The sequence below is a fragment of the Flagellimonas flava genome, from assembly GCF_050617915.1.
Taxonomy (GTDB): Bacteria; Bacteroidota; Bacteroidia; order Flavobacteriales; family Flavobacteriaceae; genus Flagellimonas; species Flagellimonas flava_A.
On record NZ_JBODQE010000003.1, the window covers coordinates 34049 to 48041 of the forward strand.

Sequence of the window (13993 nt, forward strand, 5' to 3'; positions counted from 1 at the left end):
GTTGCACCAATTTCAGCCGTAGCCCGATCAGGACACATTAAGCTCATCCACCAAGGAAATAAACAACTCCCCTGCACTTTTGTGGCTAAGAATTTCGGTAGGTTGTCCTGCCCAAAATGCCATTAAATCCATTTTTCCGTTTTCCGCATACTTTTTACGAAGGGGAGCCAAAAAAGAACTCTGTAGTGGATAGGGTGCAACTTTGGTGTTCACATTATCCTCAACAAAAGGAGATTTAATTACCCTACCATACCTCCCTGTAAAGACCCTGGTCAATGTGGTTTCATATCCAGTTTTGGAAAAAAGCTGATTCTTATGAACGCCACTGGCGCCAGATTCCTCGGTGGCCAAAAACACCGTTCCCAGCTGTACCCCAGAGGCACCTAGGGCAAACATTTTTTTGATGTCCGTGGATGTCGTGATTCCTCCCGCAGCGATCACGGGGATTTTTACTTTTTCAAGTGCTTTTGGGAGCAAATCTTGGGTTTCCAAAAAGGATGTTACTTCTGGATTCAGGAACGCAGCCCTATGTCCGCCGGCTGCATTTCCCGTGGCCACAACCAAATCTGCCCCCCTTTCTTCAATGTATTGCGCTTCCTCTACAGTAGTGGCCGTACCAATGATTTTGCTTCCCCCTTTTTTGAGCTCCTTGATTACATCGCTATCGGGCATTCCAAAAATAAAGCTGGCCACGGGGGGTTTGGATTGGATAACAGCTTCGATTTGCCAATCATAATCAGGCCCGCTTGAGGAGACTGTGTCTGGCTCTTCCATGTTTTCAGCATTAAATAAAGGCAAAAACTGTTTTTTTACCTCCTCAAAATCTTCATTGGTGAAGGTTTTAACAGGGTCGTTTTTTAGGGGCACCCATAAATTCAGGGCATATGGTTTATCCGTTCGTTTTTTGATTTCCTTGTTGACCTCCAAAATTTCTTCGGGTTGATAGGCATTCAAACCAAATGAACCCATACCCCCAAAATTAGAAACCGTTGAAACCAGTTTGGCAGTAGAAAATCTACCGCCAAATGGTCCCTGAATTATGGGATATTCAATGTTTAAAAGTTCCGATACTTTGGTTTTATTCCACATGGGAGAACAATTTGTTTACAATGGACCATTTTCCATCGCTATAATATAGGGATAGAAAATCGTAGTAGTTGTAACCGAGCATGGGTAAATGTGCTTTAACCATGGCCAGCCTTCCCATAACTTCCACACCCACAATCGCCATGTTAAAATCCTCCTTTAGGTCTTTTGGACTCTTTCTTTGCTTCACAGACTCCAAATAGGGATCCAACTCCTTTGCATAGGGTTCTCCTTTGATATCTCCATAGAGAATCGCGTTTTTGCTGAACGCGCTTTTCAAAAGTTCAACATCGCCTTGGTAAACTCCCTTGAAATAATCAGATACGACCGCTTCTATTTCTTTGATACTATTTCCAAACATAAGCGCTGGTTTAAATGGCGTGCCCAACCGTGTGACCCCCGGCCACATTTATGGTCTCGCCAGTTACAAATTCTGCTTGGGCCAGGTAATAAGCGGTTTCAGCAATTTCATCCGCTTCCCCAATTCGGTTTAACAAATGCAATCCCGCCAAGCTGTCTGCATCTTCCACTCCAATTTTACCTTGCAAGGGACTTCTTATGATTCCGGGTGAAATGGTGTTGATCTTGATGTTGTCCTTCCCATATTCTGCAGCCAACTGCCGTGTAAAGGTGTGAATGGCACCCTTACTTGAAACCGCCGCACTAGCTGGGAACCCGGAAATGGCATGATCTACCAAAACGGTTCCAATATTGATTATACTGCCACCTTCTTGTTTCAACATTTCTGGAATTACAGCCTGACTGGTATAGTAGGTTCCTTTAAAGTTGGTGGTCAGGTAGCGGTCCAAGTCACTTTCTTCTACCTCCAAAAATGGCTTTGGATGGAACACACCTGCGTTATTGATCAGTACGTCCACAGAGCCAAAATTGCTCAAGGCAACCCGCACCAAATCCTGTCCTGTTGTTTTTTGGCCTACATCGCCACTAACGGGAATTGCATTGGAAGGACTACCCAAACCCTGATATGCCTTTTCCAATCGTTCTGGATTGTTGGCATTCATGATTACGTTGCTTCCTTTTTCAATAAATAGCTTCGCAATGGCATATCCAATGCCTGTGGAAGCTCCTGTTACAATTACTGTTTTTCCTTTCATTTTAGTTGTGCTTTTTTAATTCTCCATATTGTTCTCCCCGCACACCCCAGTTGTTTACATGTACTTCATCTATAACTATATGTGTGGTTTCTGGGTCTTTGTCCAAGACATTGACCAATAGTTCTGTTACTCCCTGAATGAGTTTCCTTTTTTGTGTTGTGGTGACGCCCTCATCGGTCACCTTAATGTTTACATAAGGCATTTTGTTTGTTTTAATAACAAGGCAAAGTTGGGGACAACAGATTCCGTGTGAAATGAGCTATCTCACAAATTTGAAGTGACGTAAGTCACAAAACTGATACTTGGATTTGCTAGTATAGCCGGCTGAGGGTTTCTCTGGACACACCCAAGTAGGACGCAATCATTTTCTTGGAGACTCTTTGTATGATATTGGGGTATTGGGCAGACATCAATTCGTAGCGTTCCTTGGCCGTATTTTTTAGCAAGGAAAGCACCCTATTTTGGGAGGCGATGTATCCAAATTTGGTTTTTCTGGCCCAGAACCGTTCCATCTTGTGAAATTCTTGGCTAAGTTTTTCTCGATCACTTTTGGTGATGTAAAGCAATTCGCAGTCTTCCAGGCAATCGATATAGATTTGGGATTTTACCTGTTTTTCAAAGGCCTGGTAGTCGGTAACCCACCAGTCTTCCAAAGCAAACTGAATGATATGTTCCCGTCCTGATTCGTCCAGCACATAAGCCCGAAGACATCCTTTGATTACCCAATATTCCTTATCAATTAACTCCCCTTCTTGAATGAGGTACTGATGTTTGCGTTTTTTTATGGGAGTGAAATGGCTAAGAACATGGTCGAACTCAGCATCTTCCAAGGAAATGACTTCCTCTATATGTCTTCGTAAAGGATGCATCCTAAAATTTACGAAGATTTCTTTCCGCCCACAACCAGGACCAGCTCACCTTTTGGCGGCTTGGCGGTGAAATGCTCCAACACCTCTGCTAAACTGCCCCTTATGGTTTCCTCGTATAGCTTGGTCAATTCACGGGAAACCGAAGCGGGCCGTTCTGCACCAAAGTACTCCACAAAGTGGGTCAAGGTCTTTACCAGTTTGTGCGGGGATTCATAAAACACCATGGTTCTTGATTCTTTAGCCAAGAGTTTCAATCGCGTTTGTCTGCCTTTTTTTACGGGAAGAAAGCCTTCAAAAACAAATCTGTCGTTGGGCAAACCGCTGTTGACCAAGGCAGGGACAAAAGCTGTAGCCCCAGGCAAACACTCCACCTCAATGCCATTTTCAACACAAGCACGGGTCAATAAAAAGCCAGGATCGGATATGGCAGGGGTTCCCGCATCTGAAATCAACGCCATTTGGGTGCCACCCTTCAACTTTTGCACTAAGGACTCCACCTGTCTATGCTCGTTGTGCATATGGTGACTTTGCAAAGGGGTGTCAATTTCAAAATGCTTGAGCAGTTTCCCACTGGTACGGGTATCCTCTGCCAAAACCACGTCCACCTCCTTTAGCACCTTAATGGCTCTAAGGGTGATATCCTCCAGATTTCCGATAGGAGTTGGAACCAAAAATAATTTTCCCATAGGCCAAAGTTAAGGCCTTACTTGCTTTCCTGTGAAATAAGAGATCAAAACAAAAACAAGACCCATTCCAGCTCCCCATTGACTGCCATCACTGATCATGTAATGGGCAAAGAAGGCAAGGAGCGTATTAAAGAAAAATCCGGCGTAAGCCCATTCCTTCAGCCATTTGGAGAAGTTGCCCCAGATAGCCAATAGACCCAATAGCTTTGCTATGGCCAATGGATAAATAAGATATGTAGGATAGCCCATGGCCTCAAAAAAGCCTCTAATAGCTTCATGGTTGAAAAAGTAATTGAAGACGGAAAAACACATTAGGGCTGTAAGCAAACCCGTGGACAACCAAAAGGCAATCTTTTTGAATTTCATAGGAGAATTTTTAGGATTGAAGTCTTCCTAAAAATAAAAAAAGTAAATGGAAAAAAGATTTTATGCGAACCGGCGTTCAATCAAGGCCATAAATCGGGCTTCATAATCTTCTTTGCCCTCCCAGTTACTGTATTCCGGTTTCACCATATTTTCGATAAAGGCAATGGACCGTTCTTCCGTATTGATGGTATTCAATTGGGAAAGTACCCGTTTGTACTCCTCGATATTATCGTTGAACAAATGTTTAACGAAAGCAAGCTTGTCATTCAAGCCTATTTTTAAATCCCTTACCAAAGCATCATTTAGAGATTTGGCCCCGCTAGCTTCGTTTTCCGGAGCGGATAGGATTTCCTTCTCATTTTTTAGGGTTTCGGGCTTGGCCACAAACTCGGTAAAAACATGTTCCACAGCCGTATCTGATGGCATTTCGGAAACCATGTCCTTAATGGTGTCCATTCCGGGAATGATGATGTCTTCCTCATGGGGATTGGTCTCGGGCACAGCTATATTGCCACTTAAAACGGCATTGGCCATTTTCTCGAACCGCTTTGCTATCACATTTTTGGATACATCCACCTCAACATCGGCCAATTTTTCATCTATAAACTTCAAGACGGCCAATTTTTCGTAGATGTCCTTGGCCTTATCATATAGTTCCGTAAGCTCTTTATCTTCTCTTGCTGTTATAATGTCCGTGGACAGTTTAATCAACTCCTCCCTTAATTTCCGTATCATCGCCATTATTCTTTACTATAAATTTAGTTGGATTTTGCTTACAAGCTTACGAACAAAAGGTTAAATTTTATTCAAAAGCCTTGGCATATTTTTTTAGTAGTTTTGTGTTTCTTATAATCAAACGAAAAAACTACCCAATTTCGTTTAAAAGTACGGTATGTTTCTCGAAAATACGGTTAACCCTAAAGAACAGTTTGGATGGATAGAAGTTATCTGTGGCTCCATGTTTTCGGGTAAGACCGAAGAGCTTATCCGTCGCTTGAGACGTGCCCAATTTGCCAAGCAAAAAGTAGAGATTTTCAAACCTATTGTGGATACCCGTTATCATGAGGATAGGGTAGTTTCCCACGATTCCAACGAGATACGGTCTACGCCCGTTCCTGCTGCTGCCAATATCCGACTGCTGGCAGACGATTGTGATGTGGTTGGGATTGATGAAGCGCAATTCTTTGATGATGAGATAGTTACGGTATGCAATGATTTGGCCAATAGAGGGGTGCGTGTGGTTGTTGCCGGCCTGGACATGGACTTTAAGGGTAATCCTTTTGGCCCCATGCCCGCCCTAATGGCAACCGCAGAATACGTGACCAAGGTGCATGCAGTGTGCACAAGAACCGGAAATTTGGCCAACTATAGTTTTAGAAAAACCAATGATGAAAATTTGGTGTTACTGGGAGAGACTGGAGAGTACGAACCTCTAAGCAGGGGTGCTTTTTACAAGGCCATGTTGAAGGAAAAAGTGAGCCAAATGGAAGTTGAAGCCGAAGAAGTGGATGCCAAAAAGAAAACGGCCAATGGGTAAGATTGGTGAGACCACCCTGGAGATAGATCTGGCTGCGCTGGAACACAATTTCAGGTTTTTAAAGTCAAAGATTGGCCCAGAAACCAAGTTTTTGGCCGTAGTAAAGGCATTTGCATACGGCAGCGACATGCTTGCCATTGCCCAAAAAATGGAAAATTTTGGGGTCGATTATTTGGCTGTTGCTTACACCAAGGAGGGAGCTTTGCTGCGGGAAGGAGGTATAAAATGCCGCATTTTGGTACTGCATCCGCAACCAGCCAACTTTGAAGAACTCTTTCAACATCATCTGGAACCAAGCATTTATTCCCCAAATCTTTTAAAGTCTTTTCTTCAATTTATTGAAGGGCAGCAGTCGGCATATCCAATCCATATAAAATTTAATACAGGACTAAATCGGTTGGGGTTCTGGGAAAACGATGTGGACTATATAGTGGAACAGCTTAAAGATCGAACCGAAATAAAAGTGGTCTCGGTGTTTTCGCATTTGGCCGCCTCGGAGGATCCGAAGGAAAAAGAGTTCAGCCAAAGACAAATCCAATCATTCCAAAAAATTTGCGAGCACCTTAATGGCAAACTGGGTTATACCCCTTTTAGACATATGCTCAACACTTCAGGAATAATCAACTATCCCGAAGCCCAATTTGAGATGGTCAGAAGCGGTATCGGTCTTTATGGTTATGGCAATGAGGAAAAAGTGGATAAATACCTAAAGCCTGTTGCTAGTTTAAAGACCGTAATTTCCCAAATACATCGAATCGAACCCAACGAAAGTGTAGGCTACAATCGAGCGTTTAAATCCGAAGGATTTAGAACAACAGCTACCTTGCCTTTAGGCCATGCAGATGGCATTGGCAGGCACTACGGAAATGGCAAGGCCCATGTATTGATCAAGGGCAAAAAAGCTCCGATCATTGGCAATGTGTGCATGGATATGATCATGGTTGACATTTCTGGGATTGACTGCAAGGAAGGTGATGAGGTTTTGGTTTTTGGCCCTGACCGTTCTGCAGAGGCATTTGCTTCCTCCGCCCAAACCATTTCTTATGAAATATTAACGGCCATTTCCCCTAGGGTTAAACGGGTGATAATCAACCCCTAAATCTTGCCACACTAAATTGGCAGAAACCCTCTTTTTGGTTACATTGTAGCTCAATTAACCTCTTAAACTATAAAATTATGTTGAAAGAATTCAAGGATTTCGCAATGAAAGGAAACCTGGTGGACATCGCCGTAGGTTTCGTTATGGGTGCCGCATTTAATAAAGTGGTGGCCTCTTTCACCGGTGGAATTGTTTCCCCATTGATTGGTCTGCTATTTAATGCGGACTTTAAGGATGTAAAATGGATTATCCAAGAAGGTACAGCTAATGATGCTGGTGAAGTTGTCGGTGAGGTTGCAGTTCTTATTGGAGAGTTTGCTACCAATGTAATCGACTTTATCATTGTTGCCTTCGTTATGTTCATGATTGTAAAGGGTGTCAACAAGATGAAGAAAAAAGAAGAGCCTGCTCCTGAAGCTCCAAAAGGACCAACCACAGAAGAATTGCTGGTTGAGATTCGGGATGCACTGAAGAAATAAACCTATACTTCCTCGGAAGTATTTATATGATTCAACCTCAATTTACGAGGATGGCGTAAGTCATCAATTAAGTTCAACTCCTTGATTATCTGTCAGATAACCAAGGGGTTGGACATTACAATTGTTGGTTAAATAAACATAAATGCTTCCAGAAGAATATAATTGCATTGAACGCTTTCGAAACTTCGTCCACGGATGCTTCCACAACCATCCAGATTTAAAAAATTGCGAGGGAGCCAAGGAAAAACATATCAATGTTATTAAAAAACTGGCCGGGCAATACCAGCTACCATCGCTATATCTAGGATATCTAGCCCACTACGGAGCCAACGATGGCCCGATCGAGCTAGGTGAAGACTGCGCCTGTTCCGCGCTTGCCGTTATAAAATATATCAATAAGAATAGGCGAGGGGAATGGCCATTAACTACTGATAATGGAGTACTTATCAGCAATCACTCCCTTAGCTTTGCCGGATCCTTGATTTATTTGGATAAAAGGAAAGAACCCTATGTGGCCATTACAGAGGGTGATTTTATTTCCGAAATAATTGCTGATAGCTTTGGCACCTTTTTATATCGCCAGGTATGGCTGCATCGGTATTTCTTTGGCCACAAAGAGCAGAGTAGCCATTTACATGGCCATAGGTCAATCAGCTTTGATAAAATTGAACACGCAGTAGAGACCATTGGTTTTTCAACTACCTTTTTTTCTGATGATTACCGATTTACTGCAGAATATGGAGAATTGAAGCTTTTTGCCTGGAAAAATGTTGATTCACTATGCGTCTCCATTGTAGCCAGCGAACTTTGGCTCTCACATTTATATGCCGACAAGCTTGCCAAGCTGCTGCAGATGAAATAACCAGTATGTTTTATTTATAACATTTTGTTATTTTTTGCTTAATACTTGCTTAAATGCTTGTTTAGAACCTATTCTGTTCTAAATTTGTTCCCTCTAAATAAGATAAAATGAAAGTAGCCGTTGTTGGAGCCACTGGAATGGTAGGCGAAGTAATGTTGAATGTATTGGCGGAGCGTAATTTCCCCATAACGGAATTGTTGTTGGTAGCCTCTGAACGTTCGGTTGGGAAGAAATTGCTGTATAAAGGCGAAGAGCATACGGTAATAGGCCTTGCAGATGCGGTAGCCGCGCAGCCAGAGATTGCCATTTTCTCAGCAGGCGGGGGCACTTCCTTGGAATGGGCTCCAAAGTTTGCCGAAGTGGGCACTACTGTTATAGACAATTCATCCGCATGGCGAATGGATCCTGACAAAAAGTTGGTGGTTCCTGAAATCAATGCCGATCAGTTGACTACTGAAGATAAAATTATAGCCAACCCAAATTGCTCTACCATTCAGATGGTTTTGGCTTTGGATCCCTTGCACAAAAAATACCAGATGAAAAGGGTGGTGGTTTCCACCTATCAATCTGTTTCAGGAACCGGGGTAAAAGCGGTTCAACAATTGGAAAATGAAATTGCCGGGGTGGAAGGCGAAATGGCTTATCCCTATCCCATTGGCAAAAATGCATTGCCCCACTGCGATGTGTTCTTAGAAAATGGTTACACTAAGGAAGAAATGAAACTGGCCCGGGAGCCACAAAAAATTCTGGATGACCGTACCTTTTCAGTATCTGCAACCGCAGTGCGAATCCCAACAGCAGGAGGTCACTCTGAATCGGTGAATGTGGAATTCCACAAGGATTTTGATCTCAATGAGGTGAGACAACTGCTCGGCGAAACTCCAGGGATTATCGTACAGGACAATCCAGAAACCAACACCTACCCCATGCCTATTTATGCGCATGGCAAGGACGAGGTATTTGTGGGGAGAATCCGTAGGGATGAAACCCAGCGCAATACCCTGAACATGTGGATTGTAGCGGATAACCTAAGAAAAGGGGCCGCTACCAATGCCGTGCAGATAGCGGAATATTTGGTGGCAAACAATTTGGTAGCGAATGCTTCTGAAGCTGTTTCATAACCTAAACATATTAGAACCATGGTTTACGCATAAACCAGCATTAAATCCGTTTCAATAGAGACGGATTTTTATTTTCAACCTTATGCTCAACGTTCAGATTGATGCTTTTTCCTATCAAAACGAAGCCACTTTGAAGGATATTTCCTTTCAAGTGGACAAAGGGGAGCATATGGCCTTAATGGGAGAAAGCGGTTCAGGGAAAAGTACCCTGCTCAAAATAATCTATGGGCTTTTGCATATAGAAAATGGGCATGTGCTATGGGGCGACAAACAAGCTTTGGGCCCCAATTTTAATCTTGTGCCAGGTGAATCCTATATGAAGTATCTGGCCCAAGATTTTGATTTGATGCCGTTCACTACCGTGGCTGAGAACATTGGCCAACATTTATCAGTTTTTGATCGGGAAAACCATGCGGCGCGCATTCAAGAACTTTTACTGCTCATTGAACTCGAGGATTTTGCCAAGACCAAAGTAAAAAACCTTAGCGGCGGACAACAACAACGAGTGGCACTGGCAAGGGTTTTGGCCCAAGAACCGGAGCTTTTATTGCTCGATGAACCCTTTGGGCACATAGACAACTTTAAACGGAATTCGCTGCGAAGAAATCTGTTTGCCTATTTAAAAGAAAAGGGGATTACGGTACTTACCGCCAGTCACGACCCCAACGATGTTTTGCCCTATGCAGACCGGACGATAGTGTTGGAAAACGGGAAAATTATTGCCAACCAAAAAACAAAGAAGCTATACCAAAACCCTCCAAACTACTATACGGCCTCGTTATTTGGCGAGGTCAACGATGTTCCTATCAGGATGCTAAAATCCTATGCGGCAATCGACAAATCCGTTTTGATTTACCCCCATGAATTCCAGGTATCCGAAACTTCAGGACTAAAAGTGGTTGTGACCAACTCCTTTTTTAAGGGAAGCCATTACCTTAATGAATGTGAAGAAGGGGAAGGCATTGTTTTATATTTCAATTCTCCCAAGAAAATAAAACCAGGAGAAGCAGTTTTCCTTAACGTATCTTTGGAAACCATCAATAGCCGACTCCAAGTTGAACAAGGAACAGATTCAGAAAGAACTTCAATTTAAGGCCGTACGAAGCAGTGGTGCCGGAGGGCAGCATGTGAACAAGGTCTCTTCCAAAGTTGAACTTAGTTTTGACATTCACCAATCCTTGGGTCTTTCAGATCGGGAAAAAGAAAGGCTATTATTAAAACTGGATTCCAAATTGACCAAGGAAGGGATCTTGAGATTGCAATGTGATGAAGCCCGAAGCCAACATCAAAACAAGAATCTGGTTATTAAACGCTTTTACGGCTTATTGCAAACTGCGCTTAAGGAAGCAAAAAAAAGGAAAGCCACAAGACCTACTAAGTCCTCAGTGGAAAAAAGGCTGAAATCCAAAAAAATAGCCTCTAACAAAAAAGTCAACCGAAAACCACCAGAATTGGAATAGGGCAATACTGCTATCTTAGGTCAGTTCCAGGATTTTATGGTTTTTTCCATTAAATATAAAGGAGTCACCAACTTCTTTGCCCAGCAACAATTTTGCAATAGGGGTGCTTGGTGAAATACAAAAGATGGGTTTTCCGTTTTCTTCTTTAAAAGCGCCTACGGAAATCGAAATGAAGTAATGGGCAGTTGAGGTTCGCACCAGATTGCCCAATCCTATTTTTTGGGTTGAGGTACCTAGGTTTACCAATTTTAAGACTTGGGCCATTTTTTCAATTTCTTGTAGCTGCTGTCCCAGCTTTTCCTGTTCCAACTGCACCATGGCCCGCCCTGTTTCATGCTTGTCTCCAGCACTGCTTTTAGTTTCCGAATTCAAGGACTCCTGCAGAGAAGCGCCTCTTTTTTTGAGCACTTCCTTTTTTTGACGCACATATTCTTGGCAGAAATGCAATAAGGCTTCCTTGATTTCCATGATGGCTTTTAAGCAAAAGTTAATTTGAACACCGTCTCTTGATGGGGAATGGAATGCACTTTCAATGTTCCGCCGTGCAACTGCACTACCCTTCTGGAAAGACTTAGGCCAATTCCCGTACCTTCCGTCTTGGTGGTAAAAAAGGGCACAAAAATTTCATCAATAAGGTCAGCGGGAATCCCAGGTCCATTGTCCACCACTTGAATAAATTTGTTCCCATCGCCATCTTCCCCAGCCAGCAATCGCACCTTTCCATTTTCTGTTTCCTTTACAGACTGAAGTGCATTTTTGCTCAAATTGATAAGTACCTGTGAGATTTGCTTTTCGTCAATAAAGAATTCCAAATGCTCTGGATGACAGTTAACCTGAAAGTCTGTTTCTTGCTCCAGTTTGGGGGACATAAGCACCTGGATTTTCTCCAAAAGTTTACTTCCTTTAACGATGGCTTTGTTGGGTTCGGGTACATTGAGCATACTTCTATAGGACTGCACAAAATCCATAAGATTACTGCCTTGTTCCTTAATGACCTCCAATCCTTTTAAAGTATTCTTGATCTGGGTTTGATCCAAATCTTCCAAAGCCACTTGCTTGCCCTGCTTTCGATAGTATTTGATGATGGAATCCGAAATAGAGGCAATCGGGGTTATGGTATTCATAATCTCATGGGTAAGCACCCTGATCAACCGCACCCAGGATTCTGTTTCTTTTTCATCCAACTCTTCATGAATATCCTGCACCACAACCAACAACAGGGATTGACCATCCAGCTCCAAAGGAGTCGACTTTAGTGCCAGTTGATTTTGTTCCCGTTCATTGGTCAACTGAAACAAACGTCTTTCAAAAGGCTTGAACGATTTGAAAACTTCATACAACCCCTCATCAACTTGGGCCAATTGTTTGATGTGGTTCAAAGGGGAATAATTCAGCAGTTTTTCCAAGGTGGGATTGGAGAACAAGATATGCCCCTTTTCATTAAAGGACATGATTCCGATACTAGCTTGTTTCAGAATCTCTTGGTAATATTGCTCCCGAATTTGCAACTGCAAATGCACTTCTTGGATCAGTCCGTTGACCCGATTAAGGCTTTGGTTAAGTTCCTTGAATGATTTTATGGTAACCCTTTCAGGGAATCGGAGCGTAAAATCCTCATTGCGGATGGCATCAAAAAAATAGGCGATTTTACGGTTGGTTCTATTGATGAACCGGATCAAGGCATGCACTTGGGCTACCATCAAAATAATGGCCAGTCCCAAAGTAAAATACCAGCCCTCAACAACAGACCAAGCTAGAAGCAAAGCCGTAAGTGTAATCAAGATAACACTAAAAATAAGCTGCAAATAAAAATTCCGACTGGCCATTACCTATTCTTTTTTTTCATTTTGTTGTACAGGGTCTGTCTGGAAATTCCCAGCTGATCGGCGGCGGCACTATAGTTTCCGTCATGCTGTTCCAAGGCTTTGGAAATCATTTGTTGCTCCATTTCATCCAAAGTGGCCGGGCCGGCATCAAAAGATTGTGAGGGTTTGGAGTGCAGCAAGAAATCCGTGGGCTTTAAAACATTTCCTTCGGAAAGAATTACCGCACGCTCCATGGTGTGCTGGAGTTCTCTTACATTGCCGGGCCAAGGATATTCCATTAGCTTTTCCTGGGCCAAATTGTTGATTCGCAATCCAGGTTTGTCATATTTACTGGCGAATTTTTTCAGGAAAAAATCGGCTAAAATCAAAATATCCCCTTCCCGCTCCCTTAAGGGAGGAACTTCTATATTGATGGTGTTGATCCTATAGAGTAGATCTTCCCTGAATAATCCATCAGCGACCATCTGTGGCAAATTGCAATTGGTAGCACAAATGAGGCGTATATCAACATCAATGGGTTTGTTGGAACCTACCCTGACCACAGATTTATTTTGTATGGCTGACAATAATTTGGCCTGCATTTGCAAGGAGAGGTTTCCCATTTCATCCATGAACAGGGTGCCTTTATGGGCGGCTTCAAATTTACCGGCGCGGTCATCCTTGGCATCGGTAAATGCTCCCTTCATATGCCCAAACAGCTCGCTTTCAAACAGGTTTTCTGCAATGGAGCCCATGTCCACTCCAATGAAAAGCTCATCTTTTCTTATGGATAGGCGATGCAATTCCCGAGCAATAAGTTCTTTTCCCGTGCCATTTTCACCGGTTATCAAAACATTGACATCGGTCTTGGCCACCTTCCGAACTAAGTTTAACACGGAAGTCAATGCCTGGGAATTTCCTATGATGAAATTTTTGTCCTCATTAATGACCTGCTTGAGTTCGTTTTCCTTTTTCTTGAGCTGATGAATTTCTTGTTTGGATTTCCTGAGCTCAAATGCGGATTTAACCGTGGTCAGCAAACGCTCATTGTTCCACGGTTTTAGCACAAAATCTGATGCGCCTTGCTTCAAAGCCTTAACGGCCAAATCCACCGCTCCGTAGGCAGTCATCATAATTACAGAGGTATGGGGGGATTTTTTCTTGATTTCATTCAACCAGTACAATCCTTCATTGCCCGTATTGACCCCAGCCGAAAAATTCATGTCCAAGAGCACAATATCTATTTGGTCCATGTGCGCAAAGGAGGAAATTTGGTTGGGGTTGAAAAGCGTTTCCACACTTTTATACTCAAATTGCAATAGAATTTCCAGAGCACTCAACACGCTCTTGTTATCGTCTATCACTAAGATTTTGGCGTCCGTCATGGAATATCTATTTCAACTTTGGATCTAAATCTACAAATTGACCCACATAGTTTTGCAAATGTGTCAAATTATTTGACATTTTTTGTATAAATATTTTACACTTTGATACAACGATGAATTAGG

The 13993-nt window shown here is 42.7% G+C and carries 18 protein-coding genes; 7 read left to right on the plus strand and 11 right to left on the minus strand.

The features are described from left to right. Nucleotides 1-27: 27 nt before the first annotated feature. From ACRHOZ_RS08720 to ACRHOZ_RS08755, 8 genes are all read right to left on the minus strand, one after another. The gene (locus ACRHOZ_RS08720) at nt 28-1089 is read right to left on the minus strand and encodes an NAD(P)H-dependent flavin oxidoreductase (protein WP_431124713.1); all 1062 of its coding nucleotides are present in this window, start codon (nt 1087-1089) and stop codon (nt 28-30) included. Next, nucleotides 1079-1447 (minus strand): nuclear transport factor 2 family protein, encoded by a 369-nt coding sequence (locus ACRHOZ_RS08725; RefSeq protein WP_431124715.1) that lies wholly within the window; start codon nt 1445-1447, stop codon nt 1079-1081. The genes ACRHOZ_RS08720 and ACRHOZ_RS08725 overlap by 11 nt, the downstream gene beginning before the upstream one ends. 10 nt (nt 1448-1457) lie before the next feature. Then, entirely contained in the window at nt 1458-2201 is a 744-nt protein-coding gene (locus tag ACRHOZ_RS08730; RefSeq protein WP_431124717.1) for an SDR family NAD(P)-dependent oxidoreductase, read from the minus strand. A gap of 1 nt (nt 2202) precedes the next feature. Continuing rightward, nucleotides 2203-2403 carry a tautomerase family protein gene (locus ACRHOZ_RS08735; protein WP_422349494.1) on the minus strand — a complete coding sequence of 67 codons (201 nt, stop codon included), beginning with the start codon at nt 2401-2403 and terminating at the stop codon, nt 2203-2205. Between the two features lie 109 nt (nt 2404-2512). After that, nucleotides 2513-3070 carry a Crp/Fnr family transcriptional regulator gene (locus ACRHOZ_RS08740; RefSeq protein ID WP_431124720.1) on the minus strand — a complete coding sequence of 186 codons (558 nt, stop codon included), beginning with the start codon at nt 3068-3070 and terminating at the stop codon, nt 2513-2515. Between the two features lie 8 nt (nt 3071-3078). After that, entirely contained in the window at nt 3079-3756 is a 678-nt protein-coding gene (rsmI, locus tag ACRHOZ_RS08745; protein ID WP_431124722.1) for a 16S rRNA (cytidine(1402)-2'-O)-methyltransferase, read from the minus strand. Nucleotides 3757-3765: 9 nt separating this feature from the next. Beyond that, nucleotides 3766-4122: a DoxX family protein gene (locus ACRHOZ_RS08750; RefSeq protein WP_431124724.1), complete on the minus strand. Its 357-nt coding sequence runs from the start codon at nt 4120-4122 to the stop codon at nt 3766-3768. A 60-nt stretch (nt 4123-4182) separates the two neighbouring features. After that, nucleotides 4183-4857 carry a hypothetical protein gene (locus ACRHOZ_RS08755; RefSeq protein ID WP_431124727.1) on the minus strand — a complete coding sequence of 225 codons (675 nt, stop codon included), beginning with the start codon at nt 4855-4857 and terminating at the stop codon, nt 4183-4185. Nucleotides 4858-5014: 157 nt separating this feature from the next. On the opposite strand from ACRHOZ_RS08755, the gene ACRHOZ_RS08760 reads away from it, so the two are divergent. From ACRHOZ_RS08760 to arfB, 7 genes are all read left to right on the plus strand, one after another. Then, a complete protein-coding gene (locus ACRHOZ_RS08760; protein ID WP_431124730.1) occupies nt 5015-5659 on the plus strand; it encodes a thymidine kinase in 645 nt (214 codons plus the stop codon). Next, nucleotides 5652-6758 (plus strand): alanine racemase, encoded by a 1107-nt coding sequence (alr, locus tag ACRHOZ_RS08765; protein WP_431124732.1) that lies wholly within the window; start codon nt 5652-5654, stop codon nt 6756-6758. The genes ACRHOZ_RS08760 and alr overlap by 8 nt, the downstream gene beginning before the upstream one ends. Nucleotides 6759-6835: 77 nt before the next feature. After that, entirely contained in the window at nt 6836-7237 is a 402-nt protein-coding gene (mscL, locus tag ACRHOZ_RS08770; protein ID WP_431124734.1) for a large conductance mechanosensitive channel protein MscL, read from the plus strand. Between the two features lie 142 nt (nt 7238-7379). Next, nucleotides 7380-8099 carry a hypothetical protein gene (locus ACRHOZ_RS08775; RefSeq protein WP_431124736.1) on the plus strand — a complete coding sequence of 240 codons (720 nt, stop codon included), beginning with the start codon at nt 7380-7382 and terminating at the stop codon, nt 8097-8099. A 107-nt stretch (nt 8100-8206) separates the two neighbouring features. Next, nucleotides 8207-9220, plus strand: coding sequence for an aspartate-semialdehyde dehydrogenase (locus ACRHOZ_RS08780; RefSeq protein WP_431124739.1), 1014 nt, complete (start codon nt 8207-8209; stop codon nt 9218-9220). 82 nt (nt 9221-9302) lie between these two features. Then, nucleotides 9303-10313, plus strand: coding sequence for a sulfate/molybdate ABC transporter ATP-binding protein (locus tag ACRHOZ_RS08785; RefSeq protein ID WP_431124741.1), 1011 nt, complete (start codon nt 9303-9305; stop codon nt 10311-10313). After that, nucleotides 10276-10680: an alternative ribosome rescue aminoacyl-tRNA hydrolase ArfB gene (gene arfB / locus ACRHOZ_RS08790; protein ID WP_431124744.1), complete on the plus strand. Its 405-nt coding sequence runs from the start codon at nt 10276-10278 to the stop codon at nt 10678-10680. Before ACRHOZ_RS08785 ends, arfB begins: the two co-directional genes overlap by 38 nt. A 15-nt stretch (nt 10681-10695) precedes the next feature. Here the strand turns inward: arfB and ACRHOZ_RS08795 are convergent, their stop codons facing one another. From ACRHOZ_RS08795 to ACRHOZ_RS08805, 3 genes are read right to left on the minus strand one after another with little or no spacing between them, the layout of a single operon-like run. Next, a complete protein-coding gene (locus tag ACRHOZ_RS08795; protein ID WP_431124746.1) occupies nt 10696-11148 on the minus strand; it encodes a 3-oxoacyl-ACP synthase in 453 nt (150 codons plus the stop codon). Between the two features lie 8 nt (nt 11149-11156). Next, on the minus strand, nt 11157-12506 hold the full coding sequence (locus tag ACRHOZ_RS08800; protein ID WP_431124749.1) for a sensor histidine kinase: 1350 nt from the start codon (nt 12504-12506) through the stop codon (nt 11157-11159). Next, nucleotides 12506-13870, minus strand: coding sequence for a sigma-54-dependent transcriptional regulator (locus tag ACRHOZ_RS08805; protein ID WP_431124752.1), 1365 nt, complete (start codon nt 13868-13870; stop codon nt 12506-12508). The genes ACRHOZ_RS08800 and ACRHOZ_RS08805 overlap by 1 nt, the downstream gene beginning before the upstream one ends. Nucleotides 13871-13993: the final 123 nt, after the last annotated feature.

What these genes read in the sequence shown, in the direction of transcription:
- ACRHOZ_RS08740 (WP_431124720.1), bottom strand. Translation starts at nt 3,070, where the DNA reads ATGCATCCTTTACGAAGACATATAGAGGAAGTCATTTCCTTGGAAGAT.
- ACRHOZ_RS08795 (WP_431124746.1), bottom strand. Translation starts at nt 11,148, where the DNA reads ATGGAAATCAAGGAAGCCTTATTGCATTTCTGCCAAGAATATGTGCGT.
- ACRHOZ_RS08735 (WP_422349494.1), bottom strand. Translation starts at nt 2,403, where the DNA reads ATGCCTTATGTAAACATTAAGGTGACCGATGAGGGCGTCACCACAACA.
- ACRHOZ_RS08785 (WP_431124741.1), top strand. Translation starts at nt 9,303, where the DNA reads ATGCTCAACGTTCAGATTGATGCTTTTTCCTATCAAAACGAAGCCACT.
- ACRHOZ_RS08730 (WP_431124717.1), bottom strand. Translation starts at nt 2,201, where the DNA reads ATGAAAGGAAAAACAGTAATTGTAACAGGAGCTTCCACAGGCATTGGA.
- ACRHOZ_RS08800 (WP_431124749.1), bottom strand. Translation starts at nt 12,506, where the DNA reads ATGGCCAGTCGGAATTTTTATTTGCAGCTTATTTTTAGTGTTATCTTG.
- ACRHOZ_RS08725 (WP_431124715.1), bottom strand. Translation starts at nt 1,447, where the DNA reads ATGTTTGGAAATAGTATCAAAGAAATAGAAGCGGTCGTATCTGATTAT.
- ACRHOZ_RS08760 (WP_431124730.1), top strand. Translation starts at nt 5,015, where the DNA reads ATGTTTCTCGAAAATACGGTTAACCCTAAAGAACAGTTTGGATGGATA.
- ACRHOZ_RS08755 (WP_431124727.1), bottom strand. Translation starts at nt 4,857, where the DNA reads ATGATACGGAAATTAAGGGAGGAGTTGATTAAACTGTCCACGGACATT.
- ACRHOZ_RS08775 (WP_431124736.1), top strand. Translation starts at nt 7,380, where the DNA reads ATGCTTCCAGAAGAATATAATTGCATTGAACGCTTTCGAAACTTCGTC.
- ACRHOZ_RS08780 (WP_431124739.1), top strand. Translation starts at nt 8,207, where the DNA reads ATGAAAGTAGCCGTTGTTGGAGCCACTGGAATGGTAGGCGAAGTAATG.
- alr (WP_431124732.1), top strand. Translation starts at nt 5,652, where the DNA reads ATGGGTAAGATTGGTGAGACCACCCTGGAGATAGATCTGGCTGCGCTG.
- mscL (WP_431124734.1), top strand. Translation starts at nt 6,836, where the DNA reads ATGTTGAAAGAATTCAAGGATTTCGCAATGAAAGGAAACCTGGTGGAC.
- ACRHOZ_RS08750 (WP_431124724.1), bottom strand. Translation starts at nt 4,122, where the DNA reads ATGAAATTCAAAAAGATTGCCTTTTGGTTGTCCACGGGTTTGCTTACA.
- ACRHOZ_RS08805 (WP_431124752.1), bottom strand. Translation starts at nt 13,870, where the DNA reads ATGACGGACGCCAAAATCTTAGTGATAGACGATAACAAGAGCGTGTTG.
- rsmI (WP_431124722.1), bottom strand. Translation starts at nt 3,756, where the DNA reads ATGGGAAAATTATTTTTGGTTCCAACTCCTATCGGAAATCTGGAGGAT.
- ACRHOZ_RS08720 (WP_431124713.1), bottom strand. Translation starts at nt 1,089, where the DNA reads ATGTGGAATAAAACCAAAGTATCGGAACTTTTAAACATTGAATATCCC.